This window comes from Mesorhizobium sp. J428, assembly GCF_024699925.1.
Lineage (GTDB): Bacteria > Pseudomonadota > Alphaproteobacteria > Rhizobiales > Rhizobiaceae > Mesorhizobium_A.
The window spans coordinates 719,704-737,386 of record NZ_JAJOMX010000001.1; the positions used below are offsets into that span (position 1 = coordinate 719,704).

The 17,683-nt window shown below is 66.5% G+C and carries 16 protein-coding genes and 2 pseudogenes; 11 read left to right on the plus strand and 7 right to left on the minus strand.

Annotation, left to right across the window (positions count from 1 at the left end):
- Positions 1–13: 13 nt before the first annotated feature.
- From LRS09_RS03705 to LRS09_RS03715, 3 genes are all read right to left on the minus strand, one after another.
- Positions 14–766, minus strand: coding sequence for an SDR family oxidoreductase (locus LRS09_RS03705; protein WP_257804333.1), 753 nt, complete (start codon positions 764–766; stop codon positions 14–16).
- A 184-nt stretch (positions 767–950) separates the two neighbouring features.
- Positions 951–1,799: a hypothetical protein gene (locus tag LRS09_RS03710; protein ID WP_257804334.1), complete on the minus strand. Its 849-nt coding sequence runs from the start codon at positions 1,797–1,799 to the stop codon at positions 951–953.
- 20 nt (positions 1,800–1,819) lie between these two features.
- The gene (locus tag LRS09_RS03715; RefSeq protein ID WP_257804335.1) at positions 1,820–2,254 is read right to left on the minus strand and encodes an ABA4-like family protein; all 435 of its coding nucleotides are present in this window, start codon (positions 2,252–2,254) and stop codon (positions 1,820–1,822) included.
- A gap of 144 nt (positions 2,255–2,398) precedes the next feature.
- Between LRS09_RS03715 and LRS09_RS03720 the strand changes: the two genes are divergently transcribed.
- On the plus strand, positions 2,399–3,055 hold the full coding sequence (locus LRS09_RS03720; protein ID WP_257804337.1) for a TetR/AcrR family transcriptional regulator: 657 nt from the start codon (positions 2,399–2,401) through the stop codon (positions 3,053–3,055).
- Positions 3,056–3,077: 22 nt separating this feature from the next.
- Here the strand turns inward: LRS09_RS03720 and LRS09_RS03725 are convergent.
- Together LRS09_RS03725 and LRS09_RS03730 are read right to left on the minus strand one after the other, a co-directional pair.
- Positions 3,078–3,782, minus strand: a pseudogene (locus tag LRS09_RS03725) (tellurite resistance TerB family protein).
- 97 nt (positions 3,783–3,879) lie between these two features.
- Entirely contained in the window at positions 3,880–4,809 is a 930-nt protein-coding gene (locus LRS09_RS03730) for a rhodanese-related sulfurtransferase (protein ID WP_257804338.1), read from the minus strand.
- A 164-nt stretch (positions 4,810–4,973) separates the two neighbouring features.
- Between LRS09_RS03730 and LRS09_RS03735 the strand changes: the two genes are divergently transcribed.
- Both LRS09_RS03735 and LRS09_RS03740 read left to right on the plus strand, forming a co-directional pair.
- Positions 4,974–5,882 (plus strand): N-acetylmuramidase domain-containing protein, encoded by a 909-nt coding sequence (locus LRS09_RS03735; RefSeq protein WP_257804339.1) that lies wholly within the window; start codon positions 4,974–4,976, stop codon positions 5,880–5,882.
- A gap of 64 nt (positions 5,883–5,946) precedes the next feature.
- A complete protein-coding gene (locus tag LRS09_RS03740; RefSeq protein WP_257804340.1) occupies positions 5,947–6,591 on the plus strand; it encodes a 2-dehydro-3-deoxy-phosphogluconate aldolase in 645 nt (214 codons plus the stop codon).
- A 70-nt stretch (positions 6,592–6,661) separates the two neighbouring features.
- Here LRS09_RS03740 and LRS09_RS03745 read toward each other — a convergent pair whose 3' ends face one another.
- Positions 6,662–8,308 carry a DUF882 domain-containing protein gene (locus LRS09_RS03745; RefSeq protein WP_257804341.1) on the minus strand — a complete coding sequence of 549 codons (1,647 nt, stop codon included), beginning with the start codon at positions 8,306–8,308 and terminating at the stop codon, positions 6,662–6,664.
- A gap of 273 nt (positions 8,309–8,581) precedes the next feature.
- A pseudogene (locus LRS09_RS03750) lies at positions 8,582–10,133 on the minus strand (sigma-54-dependent transcriptional regulator).
- A 104-nt stretch (positions 10,134–10,237) separates the two neighbouring features.
- Between LRS09_RS03750 and LRS09_RS03755 the strand changes: the two are divergent.
- From LRS09_RS03755 to LRS09_RS03790, 8 genes are all read left to right on the plus strand, one after another.
- A complete protein-coding gene (locus LRS09_RS03755; RefSeq protein WP_257804342.1) occupies positions 10,238–12,070 on the plus strand; it encodes a M3 family oligoendopeptidase in 1,833 nt (610 codons plus the stop codon).
- Between the two features lie 54 nt (positions 12,071–12,124).
- Positions 12,125–12,400 (plus strand): hypothetical protein, encoded by a 276-nt coding sequence (locus LRS09_RS03760; protein WP_257804343.1) that lies wholly within the window; start codon positions 12,125–12,127, stop codon positions 12,398–12,400.
- Positions 12,400–12,705, plus strand: a complete 306-nt coding sequence (locus LRS09_RS03765) for a type II toxin-antitoxin system RelE/ParE family toxin (protein ID WP_257804344.1) — start codon at positions 12,400–12,402, stop codon at positions 12,703–12,705. The genes LRS09_RS03760 and LRS09_RS03765 overlap by 1 nt, the downstream gene beginning before the upstream one ends.
- Positions 12,702–13,619 carry a DUF3445 domain-containing protein gene (locus LRS09_RS03770; RefSeq protein ID WP_257804345.1) on the plus strand — a complete coding sequence of 306 codons (918 nt, stop codon included), beginning with the start codon at positions 12,702–12,704 and terminating at the stop codon, positions 13,617–13,619. Before LRS09_RS03765 ends, LRS09_RS03770 begins: the two co-directional genes overlap by 4 nt.
- Before the next feature lie 104 nt (positions 13,620–13,723).
- Positions 13,724–15,169, plus strand: a complete 1,446-nt coding sequence (locus LRS09_RS03775) for a homospermidine synthase (RefSeq protein ID WP_257804347.1) — start codon at positions 13,724–13,726, stop codon at positions 15,167–15,169.
- 81 nt (positions 15,170–15,250) lie between these two features.
- Positions 15,251–15,643, plus strand: a complete 393-nt coding sequence (locus tag LRS09_RS03780; RefSeq protein WP_257804348.1) for a hypothetical protein — start codon at positions 15,251–15,253, stop codon at positions 15,641–15,643.
- 38 nt (positions 15,644–15,681) lie between these two features.
- Positions 15,682–16,359 carry a zinc metallopeptidase gene (locus LRS09_RS03785; protein WP_257804349.1) on the plus strand — a complete coding sequence of 226 codons (678 nt, stop codon included), beginning with the start codon at positions 15,682–15,684 and terminating at the stop codon, positions 16,357–16,359.
- A 25-nt stretch (positions 16,360–16,384) separates the two neighbouring features.
- The gene (locus LRS09_RS03790; protein ID WP_257804351.1) at positions 16,385–17,638 is read left to right on the plus strand and encodes a phenylacetate--CoA ligase family protein; all 1,254 of its coding nucleotides are present in this window, start codon (positions 16,385–16,387) and stop codon (positions 17,636–17,638) included.
- Positions 17,639–17,683: the final 45 nt, after the last annotated feature.

Consider the following 17,683-nt stretch of genomic DNA (forward strand, 5'->3'; position numbering starts at 1 on the left):
GTGCGAACCGGACTTACCCGCGCCCCACGAACGGCATCTTGGTCGCCATCACCGTCATGAACAGCACGTTGGAGGCAAGCGGCAGGCTGGCCATGTGCAGGACGGCGTCCGCGACGTGCTGCGGGTCCATCGTCGCTTCGACGGCGATCTCGCCGTTGGCCTGCGGCACGCCCTTGGTCATGGGCACCGCCATCTCGGTCAGCGCGTTGCCGACGTCGATCTGGCCGCAGGCGATGTCGAACGGCCGGCCGTCGAGCGCGATCGTCTTGGTCAGCCCCGTGATCGCATGCTTCGTCGCAGTGTAGGGCACGGAGCCCGGACGTGGCGCGTAGGCCGAGATCGAGCCGTTGTTAATGATGCGTCCGCCCATCGGCGTCTGGTGCCGCATCATGCCGAAGGCCGCCCGCGCGCACAGGAACGAACCGGTGAGATTGACGTTCACCACGTCCAGCCAGGTCTCGACCGGGATCTCGTCGATCGGCGCGCCCTTCGAGCCCATGCCGGCATTGTTGAAGAGCAGGTCCAGCCGTCCGAACTCGGACTTGATCGCAGCGAAGAGCGCATCGACCTCGGCAGGCTTCGTCACGTCGCAGGCGACCGCGAGCGCCCTGCCCGGCACCGTTCCCACGCGCGCAACCGTCTCGTCCAGCTTCTCCTTGCGGCGGCCGGCGAGAACGGTGTCCCATCCGTCCTTCAGGAACGCAGCGGCGACCGCCGCGCCTATGCCGGTTCCGGCCCCGGTGACGAGCGCTACTCCCTTGGCCATGAAATCCTCCGCGTGTTGGCGCGGCGAACCTTGCAGAAGCGGGTGTGGGAGGCAAGCGGCCCGACGTCGGCAAAAAAAGGCGGCCATTGGTGGCCGCCCAGTGACTGGATCTGCTTGGGAGGATGAGAGCAAATCCGATGGTTAAAATTACGATACGAATCTTAACCAAGGGTTAACGTTCGGCTCAGCCGAGGAATGGCAGGAATGGCCGCCCCAGCAGTGCCTCCACGAAGGTGTAGGCGACGAAGGCGGTGAACAGGACCGCGAAGATCCGTGCCGGCCGCCGGTCGTCTCGGCCGAGGAGCGAGGCGGACACCAGCGCGAACGCGGGAATGGCGTGCATCGCGTGGGTCGCGAAGAAGTGGGCGATGCGCAGGTCGCCACCATCACGCGACCATCCCATCAGCGCCAGACCACCCGCGTCGCTCGTGCCGCCGCCGACCCAATGCCCGCCCATCGAGGCCATCGTGCCCGCGGTGACGAGCGTCAGCGGCAAGGTAAGTGCGAGACCGAGCACGACGCCCTCCTTCACCGCCGGAGAAAGGCCCGTCGCAGGATTGCGCGCGATCTGCCAGGCATAGACGGCGGTGATGGAGGTCAACAGCACCGCCAGCGGCCCCATGATCGAATAGAGCACCATTCCGGCCGTCGTCGTGTTGAAATGCGAGGCGGTGCCCAGGGCCGCCGCGCCGCCGACCCAGGCGATCTCGAGCACGATGGCCCCGATCACGGCGGTCACATAGGTGCGATACCAGCGCATGCGTCTCGTGCCGGCCGGCAGAAGACGCGCGAACAGGACGAGCGTGAGCAGATAGACGGCAAGCGCGAATTCGAACTTGAGCGGCTTGTCCCAGACATTGATGCCGAGGAACTCGCGCTGATCGACCAGGGCGGCGAAGGCGGTGGGCGCCATCGCGGCGAGCATCAACACGCCGAGGTCGAAAAGGCGGGGCTCGCCCGCCCGGAAGGCGGCGAGCGCGGCGAACAGGTTTCCGGGCCTGGCCGGACGGTCGATCAAGGCGATGGCGGACATGGTTCTTCTCCGACAGTGGCTCAGGCCGGTTGCCCGGCCGGGCTGCGCAACCGCGCGGCACGAACGGCTGAAAACAGCAGGAAACCGGCCGGCCCGAACAAGAAGGTCAGCACGAGGCATGGCACGACGAGGATGAAGCCGATCCCCTCGGCGCGGGCGGTGCGGACAAGCCAAGCACCGACGAAGAGGTCGAAGGCGAGGAAGTGCAGCCAGCCGGCAAGGAGGAGTTCGCGCGTCTCGAACAGCAGTTCCACATTGGCAAGACTGTCGAAGCCGCCCTGCCCGCCGCTCCAGAGGGCCAGCACCAGTCCCGTATAGGCGACTGACAGCAGAAGCGGCACTGCCACGGCGGCGATCATGTCCGAGGCTCGGGGAATGAACGGGCTCGCCAGCAGAGCGATCCAGCCGACGACCGCCACCATGTTGGCGACCGTGAAAACGAAATCGGGTTCCATACCGTTCTCCCTCTCTTGACGTTGTCAAAATCAAAGCTGGAGCAATTTCTTGACACCGTCAAGATTTATTTTTGACGGTGTCAAGATTGCGAGGGCCAAGCCTGCGGCCTAGAGTGCAGCCGACGAACGGAGAGGAATCGCGATTTGGAAGACGGAATTGACCGGGTGCCGCGGGAGGAAGAGCACCACAAGGCACCGCACCATCACGGCGACCTGCGCGACGCACTGCTGCGTGCGGCCGAGGCCGAACTGACGGAAAAGGGCATGGAAGGCTTCACGCTGCGCGGCTGTGCCAAGCGTGCGGGCGTGTCGCATGCCGCGCCGAAGCACCATTTTCGCGATGCGAACGCGCTACTGACGGAGCTGGCGGCAGTCGGGTTCGGGCGGTTCGTGCGGGCGATGCACGCCCGCCGCGACGCGGCCGAGGACACGCCCCGCGCGCGGCTGGTGGGCGTGGGCCTGGGCTATATCGACTTCGCGCGGGAGAACCCGGCGCTGTTCCGTTTGATGTTCTCGTCCTTCCGCCCGGATTTCGAGACGGCCAGCCTGATGACGCAGGCCAGGGATGCCTTCAATCTTCTGGTGGAGAGCGTCGGCGATCTGCGCGGCGTCGATCCGCGCAGCGACAAGTCGGCGATGCGCGACGTCGCCGCCGCCTGGGCGACGGCGCACGGGCTGGCGGACCTGCTCCTCTCGGACCGGATCAAGTTCATGGCCGAGATTTCGGACAGCGCGCCCGAGCGGCTCTACGCCGACATCATCAGCCGGTCCGTGCCGGACGGGCCGGTGGGCGGCGACTGATCCGCCGCCCTCGCAGGGTCGATCAAGCCGGGACCTTCGCTGCCGACACTGTCGCCTCGACATGGTCGACCAGCGCGTCGGGCAGCTTGAGCCGGCCGGCGAGCATGTCGAGATAGCCGCGCTCGGCGCGGGTCTCGGGCTCGATGGCAAGGCGCGAGGCAGTGTAGAGCTCCACCTTCTGCGCATCGGTCTGCGCGGCGGCGACCAGCTCGTCGAGATTGAACGGGCGCTCCAGTTCGGCGGTGAGGAACTGCTCGGCCTCCTCGCCGATGCCGGAGAGCTTCAGCCTGTCGGCGATCTTCGCCCGCTCTTCGTCATCGATATGCCCGTCGGCGCGTGCCGCCAGGATCATCGCCCGCACCAGGGTCAGCGTGAACTCCGCTTCGCCCTGCGGCGCCTGGGACGGATGGAAGCTGGTGTCGGAGGGCGGCGGAAGCAGTTCCGGCCCTTGCTTGGCAGCCTCGGCAGGCTGGTTGCCGTTCTGGTAGTTCTGATAGGCCTTGTAGGCGAGGCCCGCGATGGCCGCGAGGCCGCCCGCCTTCAGCGCCTATCCGGTGACGGCGCGGCCTGTTCCGGTGCCCAGAAGGATCGCAGCGATCGCACCGGTGGCGATCGGATTGTCCTTGGCGAGCTGGACGGCCTGGCCCGCCTTGTCGCGGACGGTTCCCTGGCCGCCGGGGATCTGGGTTCCGAGAAGATCGTCAAGGAGTTTCTTGGGATCGAACATACGTTCTCCTTCGATGGGGCCTGACACGGCCGGTCGCTTCCGCCGAGCCAGAGGTAGGCAGGCGATGGCGACATTGCAATGACGATGAGGCGGCTTGCTAGCCGCGGCGGCCGATGTGTTCCTCGCCACGCCGCCGGGCGAGCTCGACCTGGCGCTGGCGTTCGGCGTAGCGGTCCCGGTCGGCGTCGCTGCGCACCTCGTGGCAGTGCGGGCAGGACACGCCGGGATGGTAGTGCGGCGAGGCGCGATCGGCGGCGGTGAGCGGCATCCGGCAGGCACGGCACAGCTCCGCCTCCCCTTCCTGCAGGCCGTGACGCACCGCCACGCGCTCGTCGAAGACGAAGCACTCGCCGTCCCACAGGCTCTCCGCGGCGGGCACCTCCTCGAGATATTTCAGGATGCCGCCCTTGAGGTGGTAGACGTCCTCGATGCCGAGCGAGCGGACATAGGCCGTCGCCTTCTCGCAGCGTATGCCGCCAGTGCAGAACATCGCCACCTTGCGGCCTTCGAGCAGCCCGCGGTTCGCGTCCGCCCAGGCCGGGAACTCGCGGAACGACTTCGTCGCAGGGTCGATCGCGCCGCGGAAGGTGCCGATCGCCACCTCGTAGTCGTTGCGTGTGTCGATGACGACCGTGTCCGGATCGCCGATCAGTTCGTTCCACTCGCCCGCCGGAACGTAGGTGCCTGCCGCCAGCGCCGGGTCGATCTCGGGCCGGCCCATGGTGACGATCTCGGCCTTGAGCCGCACCTTGAGCCGGTGGAACGGCATCTCCGAGGCGAGGCTGAACTTGAGCTCAAGATCGGCGAGCCCATGCGCGGCAAGGCGTTCGACCAGAGCCTCGATCGCCTCGTCGCTGCCCGCCACCGTTCCGTTGATGCCCTCGCGCGCAATGAGCAACGTGCCCTTGATCCCCTGCCCGCAGCAGAACGGCGCGAGATCGGCGCGCAGCGCGGCCGGGTCCCCGATCGGCACGAACCTGTAGAGCGCGGCGACCCGGAAAGGTCTGTCGGGGGTGGATCGATCCATGACCGCTGCGCCTACCCCCTCGATGAGGCGATTTCAAGTAAGCTCGGATTTTCAAGCCTTTGCCGGCACGGAAGCTCATTGCCCGCCCGCCGCCCCCGGAAAATCGATCCCCGCGTTCCCGGGCTGCCTCATTCTTGCGGAGAACCAGCAAGGGAGAGGCAACCATGTTCAGCAAGAAAATTCGAAGCGAGATCGAGACGATCGCCACACGCAGCGGCCTGGAGCCGGCAGCACTGCTGGCGATCGCGGAGGTCGAAGCGGCCGGCAAGGCCTTCGCCAATGTCGACGGCCGGCGCGAGCCGCTGATCCGCTTCGAAGGGCACTATTTCGACCACCGTCTGCCCGCCGACAAGCGCGCTGCCGCACGCGCGGCAGGTCTTGCGGACCCAAAGGCGGGCGCGGTGAAGAACCCGGCCTCGCAGGCGGCACGCTGGAGGATGCTCGCGAAGGCGGCCGCGATCGACCACAAGGCCGCGCACGAATCCGTCTCCTGGGGCCTCGGCCAGGTGATGGGCGCGCATTGGGAATGGCTGGGCTATGCCAGCGTCGACGCACTGGTCGCCGAGGCGCGAGCCGGCGCCGGCGGGCAGGTCGCGCTGATGGCGCGTTACATCGAGAAGGCCGGGCTTGCCGGCGCGGTCCGCCGACACGACTGGGCCGCCTTCGCCCGCGGCTACAACGGCCCCGACTACCGGCGCCACGGCTACGACCGAAAGATTGCAGCGGCCTATGCGAAATATGCGGAGGAGATCGCAGCGCCGTCGCTGACCAACCCCCCGCTGCGGCGCAGGTCGACGGGCAAGGCCGTGCGGGAGTTGCAGGACCTTCTCGCGTCCGCCGGCTATTGGGTGTCCTCGGACGGCGTCTTCGGCCCGAGGACGGAAGCCGCGGTGCGGGACGTTCAGCGAGCGCGGTCCCTGGACATCGACGGTGTCGCAGGCCCGAAGACGATGGAAGCGCTGAAAAGAAGTTCGATCGAGGCTCCGTTAGCGAGCATATCCGACGCTCCATCGCCAGCCAGATCGTTCTGGCCCTGGTTCGCAGTCTGGCTGCGCGGTCTCTGGCGCGGTTGATGGACTTGGGGGCCGCCATCTGTTAGGCGGTGCAGCATCGATCGTGTCAGGGGATGCGCCTGGAATGGCTCAGAAGACCGACCTCCTTCTTCCCGTCATGACCGGTCAGCCGGTCATTCCCGTCATCAAGATCGGCAGGCTGGCGGATGCCGTTCCGCTGGCGCGGGCGCTGGCGCGGGGCGGGTTGAAGGCGATCGAGATCACGCTGCGCACGCCCGTCGCGCTCGATGCCATCAGGTTGGTGTCGAACGAGGTCGAGGAGGCGGTGATTGGCGCCGGCACCATCCTCAACCGCAAGCATTTCGAAGGCGCCGTCGAAGCCGGCTCGCGGTTCATCGTGAGCCCGGGGCTCACGCCGCAGCTCGTGGCGGCCGCCGACGAAAGCAGCGTGCCGCTGCTGCCGGGGGCGGTGACGTCGAGCGAGATCATGACGGCGCTGGAGGCGGGCTATTCGCTGCTCAAGTTCTTCCCGGCCGAACAGGCCGGTGGCGCGGCCTATCTGAAGTCTCTGTCCTCGCCGCTGGCAGGCGTGCGCTTCTGCCCGACCGGTGGCGTGACGGAAAAGAACGCGCCAACCTACCTCGGCCTGCCCAACGTGCTGTGCGTCGGCGGATCCTGGGTGGCGCCGGACGAACTGGTCGCCGACGACAAGTGGGCGCAGATCGAGGAACTGGCCCGGCAGGCGGCCACGCTGTCGAAGCCGCGTTGACATAATCATAGCACGCCGAAACGAAACCGGGGCCTGACGGCCCCGGAAATATCGTCCGCGAAAGAACGACTCAGTTGGTGTCGAACTTGGCGACCGACAAAAAGGTCACCGCCTTGCCGGTGAAGCGCTGCGGATCGGGCGCGCGCGCCACCTGCTGGAAGCCGGCCGTGTAGACCTCGCTCGGCGCCTGGCGGATCGACGAGACGGCGAATGCCTTGCCGTCGGGCCGTGCCGGCTTCAGGACGGACGGGGCAGGCGCAAGCGTGCGGTCGACCAGTCCGGTCTTGATCGGAACCTGGACCGGCTTCGGGTCCGGCTTGCTGTCGGTGGATACGGGGCGTGCGGACTTCGGCGTGGTCGCAGGCCCAGCGTTGAGCGCCACGACCGGATCGCCCCCGCCACGCAGCGCGTCGCGCGGGCTGGCAGGGCGCTCGCCGACGGCGGCGACCTCGCCCGTTTCGCCCTGCTCGACGGCGTCCGTTACCGTCGGACGCGTCTGCGGCACGAGCGCGGCAAGCACGACCGGAGCCTCCGGACGGGTGTGCGGGACGGGAATTCCATTCAGCTCGGCCGGACGGTTTTCCCTCGCCAGGACGGTTTCGATGGCGAGTTCACCCGCGGTCGCCGTCGGCTTGCCGGCAATCGCCGTCACAGCCGGCGTGGCCGTCGCGGCAGCGGCAACCGCCGTCTCAGGCGCCGTGTAGGCAGGACGAGGCATGGGAATCGGCACGTTCTCGGCCACCGCCTGCGCGGCCTCGCCAACGGTCAGATCCTGGGCAGCCGCCACCGCGGGAGCCACCTCCGCAACGACATCCACAGACGGACGCGGCGCGAACACAGGCGCCGGGACGTCGCGCAGCGGCAGCGCAGCGATGATCGTCGCGGGCGTCTCCGGCTCGGGCTGGGCGGCCTGGACCGGGACCTCCACCGCCGGCGCAGCAGCCGGTGCGGAGGCAACCGCGACCGGGGCCTTGGCCACCGAATCGTCGACCCCGCCGGTCTCCTCTTCCTCGTCGGCGCCGCCGCCGAACAGCGACGCCAGGAAGCCGCGCTTCTTGCCCGCAGGCTCGTCGGCGCTAGCATAGGCCACCGCAGTGCCCTTGCGCTTCTGATAGGCGGCCACAGCCTGATCGTAGCCCGGCAACGGCTTGCCGTCGGTCGGCACATGCATCGTGCCGCCCTTCGGGAACACGGCAGCGAGCTCGGTACGGTTCATCTTCGGCCAGTGACGGACATTGCCGACGTCGAGATGGACGAAGGGCGAGCCGGAAGTCGGGTAGTAGCCGACGCCGCCACCCTGCAGGCGTAGGCCCGCATAGCGCAGTTCCTTCAGCTTTACGCCGGGGATGAAGAAGTCCATCGCCTTGCCGAGCATGTGCTGGCTCTTTTCGGCAACGCCGCGGCCGCGCTTGCGCAGCATGGAGTTCGTTGCCGGCGAACGGTAGGCCGAGACGACGTGGATGTAGCCGCTCGCGCCGACATTCTTGTAGACCTGCCACACGACGTCGAAGAGCCGGGGGTCCATCTTGGTCGGCTCGTTGCGCCGCCAGTCACGCAGGAAATTGTTGAGCTGCTTCAGGCCGGACGGAAGATACTTGCCGTTCTTCTTGAACGTGATCTCCGCCTTTTCGCCGGTATGGATGTAGTAGAGCTTCAGAGTGCGGGTTTCGGCGCTCGCGGCAGAGCCCGCGCCGAGGATGCAACCGAACGCCAGCAACAGGCTGGCACACCAGTGTTGCCAAGAAACAGATCCCGCGTCCCGTCCACTTTGGGGTCGTCCGATGCTGGTCAAAACGTCTCGCCTTGTCGGCTGATGGTTGGTCCCCGCGGGATGATTCGCAGGCAAATGCGCCTACGATCATCGTGCCTAATGGTTAATCACAGCTTAGTGAAGCCCAAATGCGGTGACACAATGGCAGCATGTTGGCAAGCGCGTGAGGCCTTCCGGCATGGTAAATGAAGGCCTTTCGGGAGAGGATAGCGGGGAAATTCAGCCCTGCGCCGACATCGGGCGCCCCTCGTCCGGATCGATCCCGTATTCCTTGAGCTTCCTGTAGAGCGTCGAGCGGCCGATGCCGAGTCGGCGTGCGACCTCGCTCATCTGGCCTTTGTAGTGCTCGATCGCAAACAGGATCATTTCCAGCTCGACATCGGCCAGCGTGCGCACGTTGCCGCCATCGTCCAGCGCCCGCACCAGGCCGAAACGGCCTGAATAGGCCCGGTCGGCAGCCCCCGGGGCAGCGGGCCGCTCCGCCGGTATCGAGACCGCCGCCGCGGCGGCGGGTGCGTCGGCATAGGCGTCGAGGTCGACCCCGTCGACTTCGAGCCTGATCTGGGGGAAATCGTCCACCGTCAGCATGTCGCCGTCGGCGAGCACCACGGCGCGGAACACCGCGTTCTCCAGCTGGCGGATGTTGCCCGGCCAGTCATAGGCCATCAGCATGGCGAGCGCCTGCGGCATGATGCCGTGCACGCGGCCGCGATGCTCCTTCACCTGTATCTGGCGGATGAAATGCGACACCAGCGCCGGGATGTCGTCGCGGCGGTCGCGCAGCGGCGGCACGGAGATCGGGAAGACGTTCAGCCGGTAGAAGAGGTCCTCCCGGAACAACCCGTCCTTGACCCGCTGCAGCAAATCGCGATGCGTCGCCGAGATCAGGCGAATGTCGACCTTCTGCGTGCCGCGTGCGCCGACCGTCTCGATCTCGCCCTCCTGCACGGCCCTGAGCAGCTTTACCTGCACGTCGAGCGGCAAGTCGCCGATCTCGTCGAGGAAAAGCGTGCCGCCATTGGCCTCGACGAACTTGCCGGAATGCTTCTCGGTCGCGCCGGTGAAGGCGCCCTTCTCGTGTCCGAACAGGATGCTCTCGACCAGGTTTTCCGGGATCGCGCCGCAGTTCACGGTCACGAACGGCTTGCCCTTGCGTTCGCTCGTGCCCTGGATCGCGCGCGCGACGAGTTCCTTGCCGGTGCCGGATTCGCCCTCGATCAGGATCGGGATGTTGGAGGCGGCGGCCTTCTGTCCGAGCCTCATCACGCGATCCATCGCGGGACTTGAGGTGACGATGTCGCGGAAGGTGAGCGTTCCGGCGGGGCGTCGCCGCGTCTGGCGCGCCTCGCCTTCCATTGCCTCGACCTTCAACGCATTGGCGATCGCCGTCCGAAGGCGTTCCGGCGAGACCGGCTTCACCACGAAGTCGAAAGCGCCCTCGCGCATCGCGCCGACAACCGATCTCGATACCGCCCTGCGACGTCTGGACGATGACCGGCGCCGCGATGCCGCGCTGACGCAGCCGCCGCAGCACGTCGAGCCCGCCGACGCCGGGCATGACGAGGTCGAGCACGACTGCGACGATGTCCGAACCGCCTGGGCCGTCGAAGGCGACCATGCCCGCTTCCCCGCCTTCGGCGAGGATGGTGCGATAGCCGAACTTGGTCAGCGCCGCGTCGACGAGACGGCGCTGCACCGGGTCGTCATCGATGACGAGGACGGCGCCGCCTGCGACAGTCTCCTGCGCTCTCGGGGACGTAAGTTGATTCATGGTGCCTCAACTTGGCACAGGCTCCTAAACAACGGCTCAACAAAGCCGGTATACGAATGCTTACGGCCGGTTTAGGAATGCCGTACACTTCGACAGGATCCGGAATGCTGAACGACTTCATCGCCCGCACCCATCTTGCGCCGCAAAGCGCCGCGGCAAAGGCGCCGACGACCGGCGCCCTGCCCGAATGGAACCTGTCCGACCTCTATCCGTCGATGGACGGACCGGAACTCGCAGGCGACATCGCCCGCGCCCTGTCGGAATCGGCAGCGTTCGAGACCCGATGGAAGGGCAAGCTCGCCGACGAAGCCGAAAAAGGCGGGCTCGGCGCGGCGATGGCGGAATACGAGGCGCTGGAGGAGTTGATCGGCCGCATCGTCTCCTATGCGGGGCTCGTCTATTCCGGCGACACGTCCGACCCGAAGCGGGCAAAGCTCTACGGCGACGTCCAGGAGAGGATGACGGATGCGAGCGCGCATACGCTCTTCTTCGCTCTCGAACTGAACACGATCGACGACGCGGCGATCCAAGGAGCGTTCGAGCGCGATACCGGCTTTGCGCGCTACCGGCCGTGGATCGTCGATCTGCGAAAGGAAAAGCCCTACCAGCTCGAGGATCGCGTCGAGCAGCTGTTTCACGAGAAGTCGGTGACCGGCCGCGGCGCCTGGAACCGCCTCTTCGACGAGACGATGACCAGCCTGCGCTTCACGGTCGACGGCGAGCAACTGACGCTGGAGCCGACGCTCAACAAGCTTCAGGATGCGGATCAGGAGGTTCGCCGCAAGGCGTCGGAGGCGCTGGCAGCGACGTTCAAGGCCAACCTGCGCACCTTCACGCTGATCACGAACACCTTGGCGAAGGACAAGGAAATCTCCGACCGCTGGCGCGGCTTCGAGGACATCGCGGATTCGCGCCATCTCGCCAACCGCGTCGAACGCAGCGTCGTCGACGCGCTCGCGACCGCCGTGCGCGAGGCCTATCCGAGCCTCTCGCATCGCTACTACGCGATGAAGGCGAGATGGCTGGGCCTCGACAAGCTCAACAACTGGGACCGCAACGCGCCGCTGCCGGACACGCCGCAGGCGATGATCGGCTGGGACGAGGCCAAGCACACGGTGCTGTCGGCTTACCAGCTCTTCTCGCCCGACATGGCCGAGATCGCCCGCGCCTTCTTCGACCGGAGCTGGATCGACGCCGCGGTCCGCCCGGGCAAGGCGCCGGGCGCCTTCGCGCATCCCACTGTGCCGTCGGTCCACCCCTACGTGCTCGTCAACTACATGGGCAAGCCGCGCGACGTGATGACGCTGGCGCACGAGCTCGGCCACGGCGTGCATCAGGTGCTTGCCGGCGCGCAGGGCGCGCTGATGGCGTCGACGCCGCTGACGCTTGCGGAGACAGCGTCGGTCTTCGGCGAGATGCTCACCTTCCGCTCGCTGCTCGACCAGACCCGCGAGCCGCGCGAGCGCAAGGCGATGCTGGCGCAGAAGGTCGAGGACATGATCAACACGGTCGTGCGCCAGATCGCCTTCTACGAGTTCGAGCGCAAGGTGCACACCGAGCGGCGCAACGGCGAACTGACCTCCGACCGGATCGGAGAGCTGTGGCTGGAGGTGCAGTCGGAGAGCCTCGGCCCGGCGATCGCGCTGCAGCCAGGCTACGAGACGTTCTGGACCTACATCCCCCACTTCATCCACTCGCCCTTCTACGTCTACGCCTATGCGTTCGGGGACTGCCTGGTGAACTCGCTCTACGCGGTCTACCAGAACGCCGAATCCGGCTTCCAGGAGAAGTATTTCGACATGCTGCGGGCCGGCGGCACCAAGCATCATTCGGAACTCCTGGCGCCCTTCGGCCTCGACGCCTCCGACCCGCAGTTCTGGGCCAAGGGCCTGTCGGTGATCGCCGGGCTGATCGACGAGCTCGAAGCGATGGGATGAGCCGCTTGGCGGCTTCGCTCGTTCGCGCTAGATTCCGGACCAAGGAGCCGGGCGATGAACATTCCCCTCAAGAAGCAGCAGGCACAATGGATCGCCGACCAGGTGAGCTCCGGCCGCTACCGCGATGAACTCGAGGCGATCGAGGACGCTATCGCAGCCAAGATGCGCGAAGACGAGGCGGACTGGGCCGCGGCCAGGGAAAAACTGCGCGACCGGATAAGGTCCGCCGAGGACGACATCCGCAACGAGCGGACAATACTGGCCGATAAGGCTTTCTTTGAAAGCAAGCGCCAGATGATCCGCGATCGGTATCTCAAGTCCGGGAAATGATGCCCTACAAGGTTTCATTCTCCACGGAGGCCAACAGCGACGTCGATTCAATCCTATTCTACATAGCAGCGGACAGCCCTGCGACAGCGCTGAACTTCGTCGACCGTCTGGAGTCTCGGATCGTCGAACTGCTTTCGTTGACGCCATCTGCCGGCAAGCGGATCGGCCGGGCACGCTACTTCTCGTTCGGCAATTATGTGGTTGCTTACATCGTGAACGAGGAAGCCTCCACGGTAACGGTCGTGCTCGTTGCCGAAGGACATCGCAACTGGCGGGCCGACCTCGATGATCGTTTACCGTCATGACCGCCTTCACTTCCCCCACCCCCTATGACGGCTCGTCGCGCCCATTCACCATCGGCTTGAAGCCGATCGATCCCGCCGAGTGGATCGCGCCTGCCGACAACCTCGAAGCGATGCTCGCCGAGAAGGATCGCCTGAACTGCGAGATTCCAGATCTCGTCTTCGTCGAGGAGCGCGGCACGCGCGAAGCGCAGGGGGAACTGCGCGACCTGCTGGCGGCGCATCTCCTCGAATGCCAGCCCGCGCTGTATCGGCGCGACGGAAACGCGATCTCGGTCGACGGTTTCCGGACGGTGGAACTGGCCGACACCGGCCGCGCGCCACTGCTTGCCGCCGCCGGTCTCGTCGCGGACGACCTCGTGCTGATGCGCAAGGACGACAATGGCTGGAGGCTCGTCGCCGCCTCGCTGTGCTTTCCTTCGTCCTGGACCCTGTCGGAGAAATTCGGCCGGCCGCTGCAGCAGATCCACACGCCCGTCCCCGGCTTCGGCGAAGGCACGCGGACGGCGGACGTGATCCAGCGCATCTTCGACAATCTCCAGCCGGGCCAGCCCGTGATCCGCTGGAACTGGTCGCTGCAGGCCGACCGCGCGCTCTACAAGCCGCTCTCCTCGGTCCAGCGCGACGAGCGCGCCGCGGCAAGACCTCCGCGCTTCGCCGACGGCGCCGCGTCGGCCTTCATCCGGGTCGAACGCCAGACGCTGCGCAAGCTGCCCGTTTCAGGCGACATCGTCTTCACGATCCGCATCGACCTCGACCCGATGTCGGCGCTGAAGACGCACCCGGACGGCACCCGTCTGGCGGCCGGCCTCGCCGCGCAGCTTGCGGCGCTCGACAGTGCACAGGTCGACTACAAGGGTTTCGGCGCCGATCGCGACCGCCTGATCGCGGATCTGAAACAAGTCGCCGCCGGGTAACCCTGTTCTGGCAAACCGCTTTCCGCTTTATTGTGACAGGCTAATATGGTTTGACCGGGCTGCGGCCTTTCAAAAAGGCCGGATATTGAAGGAGTTTTTAAAGAATGGCGGAAAAGAACTGGCCGATCTACGGCGAAATCAGCGGGCCCGTGGTGATGATCGGCTTCGGATCGATCGGCCGGGGCACGCTGCCGTTGATCGAGCGCCATTTCAAGTTCGACAAGGCGCGCATGACGGTCGTCGACCCGTCCGGGGAGAACCGCAAGCTGCTCGACGAGCGCGGCATCGCCGTCGTGACCGAACACGTCACCAAGGACAACTACAAGAAGCTGTTGACTCCGCTGCTGACAAAGGGCGGTGGCCAGGGCTTCTGCGTCAACCTCTCCGTCGATACCGGATCGGTCGACCTCATGCGTCTGTGCCGCAAGCTCGGTGTCCTCTACATCGACACGGTCGTGGAGCCTTGGCTCGGCTTCTACTTCGACGCGGAAGCCGACAATGCCAGCCGCACCAACTATGCGCTGCGCGAGACGCTGCTGGAGGAGAAGCGCAAGCAACCCGGCGGTCCGACGGCGGTTTCGACCTGCGGCGCCAATCCCGGCATGGTGTCGTGGTTCGTCAAGCAGGCGCTGGTCAATCTCGGCAAGGACATCGGCCTCGACTTCGAACAGCCCGCGACCTCGGATCGCGAAGGCTGGGCCAGGCTGATGAAGAAGGTCGGCGTCAAGGGCGTCCACATCGCCGAGCGCGACACGCAGCGCACCAAGAGGCCCAAGCCTCTCAACGTGTTCTGGAATACGTGGTCGGTCGAAGGGTTCATCTCCGAGGGGCTGCAGCCGGCCGAGCTTGGCTGGGGAACCCATGAGAAGTGGATGCCGAAGAACGCGCGCGAACAGAAGCACGGGTCCAAGGCGGCGATCTTCCTGGAGCAACCGGGCGCCAACACACGCGTGCGCACCTGGTGCCCGACGCCGGGACCGCAATACGGTTTTCTCGTCACCCACAACGAGGCGATCTCGATCGCCGATTTCTTCACCGTGACCAACAAGAAGGGCAAGGTGACCTACCGGCCGACCTGCCACTACGCCTACCATCCCTGCAACGACGCCGTGCTGTCGCTGCACGAGATGTTCGGAGCGGCCGGCAAGGCGCAGCCCGTCCATCACGTGCTGGACGAGAACGAACTCGTCGACGGCGTGGATGAACTGGGCGTGCTGCTCTACGGTCATAGCCTCAACGCCTACTGGTGCGGCTCGCAGCTCTCGCTCGCGGAAGCGCGCAAGCTTGCCCCCAACCAGAACGCGACCGGTTTGCAGGTCACCTCGGCCGTGCTCGCGGGCATGGTCTGGGCGCTCGAGAACCCGAATGCCGGCATCGTCGAGGCTGACGAGATGGATTTCCAGCGCTGCCTGGAGGTCCAGACGCCCTACCTCGGGCCGGTGAAGGGCTACTACACCGACTGGACCCCGCTCGCCGACCGTCCCGGCCTTTTCCCGGAGGATATCGACGAGAAGGATCCCTGGCAGTTCCGCAACATTCTGGTGCGGTAACTCCACGTGCAAGGTCTTGCATTCGCCCGGATAACGCGCGATGCAAACCATGTAGGGGGACTCACTACAGGAGAATCGCCGATGCCGAATGCGCGCACGCTCTTATCGGCCACACCGCTTGTCGCGCTTCTGGCGCTGGCCGGTTGTCAGGCAACCGGCCCCGGCCCTGGAGGTTCCGGGCCATCTGCCTCGCGCCCCTCCGGCGTCGAGGGCGAATGGCTGTCCACGGACGGCGTGGCGATGTCGCGCTTTACCGGCGGCTCGTTCGAAACGCTCGCGGTCGATACAGGCAACAAGCTCGCGACCGGCTCGTATCGCTATGCCGACCAGCGCACGATCGAGATTTCCGTCACCTCGATCATCCGCCAGACGACGTCCAGCGTGAACTGCGCGCTGGTGACCATGCAACAGCTCAACTGCACCAGCTCCACCGGCCAGCAGTTCGTCCTGGTGCGCAAGCAAGCCGGTGCATGAGCGCCGGACGCTAGCGGACTGATGTCGGAGGGCGGCACGTGATCGCCCTCCTCGCGGTCGCATTCCTCTCGGTTGCGATCCTTCCGCAGCTTTGGGTCCGCTGGACGATCAACCGGCATGCCGCGGACAGGGCGGACTATCCCGGCACGGGCGGAGAGTTGGCGCGCCATCTGCTCAACCGCTTCGACCTCGCCCATGTGAAGGTCGAGATCACCGACAAGGGCGATCACTACGATCCGGACGACAAGGCGGTGCGGCTTTTGAAGCAGCACCATGACGGCCGCTCGCTCTCCGCGGTCGCGATCGCCGCGCACGAAGTCGGCCACGCCATCCAGGATGGGCGCGGCGAGCGCGCGCTCCAGGCGCGCCAGTCGCTGGCAAGACTGGCCATGCAGACAGACCGGATCGCGTTCTGGTTCTTCCTCGCCGCCCCGTTCTTCGGCATCCTCGCCCGCAACCCGCTCGCCTTCGCCGCCGTGCTCGGCCTGGGCGTTGCCCTGCTTGGGGTCCGCGTTCTCGTCAATCTCGTCACGCTGCCGGTGGAGTTCGACGCCAGCTTCGGCAAGGCGCTGCCGATCCTAAAACAGGGACGGTATCTCGACGACGGCGACCTGCCGCGCATCCGCAGCGTGCTCGCCGCGGCCGCGCTGACCTATGTCGCCGGCGCGCTTATCTCGATGGTCAACCTTGCGCGTTGGATCAGCCTGTTGCGATAGTGCGGAAAAATCATCGGGAGGAGACATGCCGGATCATTTCGACGCGCTCGAGACACGTGCGCCCACCGAGCGCGAGGCGGACAATTTCTCGCGGCTTCCAGCCTTCCTCGCCCAGGCGATGGCGAAGGCGCCGGGACTGGCGGCGTGGCTTTCCGGGCACGACCCGGCAACGATAACCGACAGGCGCGCGGTGGCCAGGCTTCCAGTGCTGCGCAAGTCGGAGCTGATGGAGTTCCAGCAGAAGGATCCGCCTTTCGGCGGCTTCGCAGACACCTCGCAGCTGAAGGGCGGACGCGTCTTCCTGTCGCCCGGTCCGCTGTGGGAGCCGCAGGCGGCGGGCGCCGACCCCTGGCAGGCCGCGCGCGCCTTTCATGCAGCCGGCGTGCGCCCGGGGGAAATCGTCCACAACGCCTTCGCCTATCATATGACGCCAGGCGGCTTCATTCTCGACGAGGGCGCGCGCGCCATGGGCTGCACAGTATTCGCGGCCGGCACGGGCAACACGGAGATGCAGGTGGATGCCGCCGCGAGCCTCAAGCCCTCGGTCTATGCGGGCACGCCGGACTTCCTCAAGGTGATGCTCGACAAGGCGGCCGAAATGGGCCGGGATCTTTCCTCGATCAGAAGGGGCCTCGTCTCGGGCGGTGCATTGTTCCCCTCGCTGCGCGAGGAATACCGCTCCCGCGGCGTTTCGGTCCTGCAATGCTACGCCACGGCCGAGTTCGGCGTCATCGCCTACGAGACCGCGCAGGCCGACGGAACGCCCCTGCCTGGCATGGTGGTGAACGAAGGGCTGATCCTGGAGATCGTCAGACCCGGCACAAACGAGCCGGTTCCCGACGGCGAGGTCGGCGAAGTCGTGGTGACGTCGTTCAATTCCGCCTATCCGCTGGTGCGGCTCGGGACCGGCGACCTGTCCGCCGTCATCAGCGAGCCCTCGCCCTGCGGGCGCACCAACACTCGCATCCGCGGCTGGCTCGGCCGCGCCGACCAGCGCACCAAGGTCAAGGGCATGTTCGTCGATCCGAAGCAGATCGCCGCCGTGCTCGCGCGCCATCCGGAGATCGCGAGGGGCAGGCTCGTCGTCACCCGCGACGGCGAGCGCGACGCGATGGCACTGCACGTCGAGGCCGCGGATGGCGCCGGGACGGACGCCGCGGCGGTCGAGGCAACGCTCCGCGACGTGACCAAGCTGGGCGGCGCGGTGCTGATCGCGCCGGCCGGCAGCCTTCCCAACGACGGCAAGGTGATTGCGGACGAGCGCGATTACCGCGCCTGAACCCGGCCCGAATCCGCTTGCATCGGTCACGGGCCGGTGGAAGAT

Coding starts and splice junctions, on each gene's coding strand:
- LRS09_RS03705 (WP_257804333.1), bottom strand. CDS start 766: ATGGCCAAGGGAGTAGCGCTCGTCACCGGGGCCGGAACCGGCATAGGC.
- LRS09_RS03710 (WP_257804334.1), bottom strand. CDS start 1,799: ATGTCCGCCATCGCCTTGATCGACCGTCCGGCCAGGCCCGGAAACCTG.
- LRS09_RS03715 (WP_257804335.1), bottom strand. CDS start 2,254: ATGGAACCCGATTTCGTTTTCACGGTCGCCAACATGGTGGCGGTCGTC.
- LRS09_RS03730 (WP_257804338.1), bottom strand. CDS start 4,809: ATGGATCGATCCACCCCCGACAGACCTTTCCGGGTCGCCGCGCTCTAC.
- LRS09_RS03735 (WP_257804339.1), top strand. CDS start 4,974: ATGTTCAGCAAGAAAATTCGAAGCGAGATCGAGACGATCGCCACACGC.
- LRS09_RS03740 (WP_257804340.1), top strand. CDS start 5,947: ATGGCTCAGAAGACCGACCTCCTTCTTCCCGTCATGACCGGTCAGCCG.
- LRS09_RS03755 (WP_257804342.1), top strand. CDS start 10,238: ATGCTGAACGACTTCATCGCCCGCACCCATCTTGCGCCGCAAAGCGCC.
- LRS09_RS03760 (WP_257804343.1), top strand. CDS start 12,125: ATGAACATTCCCCTCAAGAAGCAGCAGGCACAATGGATCGCCGACCAG.
- LRS09_RS03765 (WP_257804344.1), top strand. CDS start 12,400: ATGCCCTACAAGGTTTCATTCTCCACGGAGGCCAACAGCGACGTCGAT.
- LRS09_RS03770 (WP_257804345.1), top strand. CDS start 12,702: ATGACCGCCTTCACTTCCCCCACCCCCTATGACGGCTCGTCGCGCCCA.
- LRS09_RS03775 (WP_257804347.1), top strand. CDS start 13,724: ATGGCGGAAAAGAACTGGCCGATCTACGGCGAAATCAGCGGGCCCGTG.
- LRS09_RS03780 (WP_257804348.1), top strand. CDS start 15,251: ATGCCGAATGCGCGCACGCTCTTATCGGCCACACCGCTTGTCGCGCTT.
- LRS09_RS03790 (WP_257804351.1), top strand. CDS start 16,385: ATGCCGGATCATTTCGACGCGCTCGAGACACGTGCGCCCACCGAGCGC.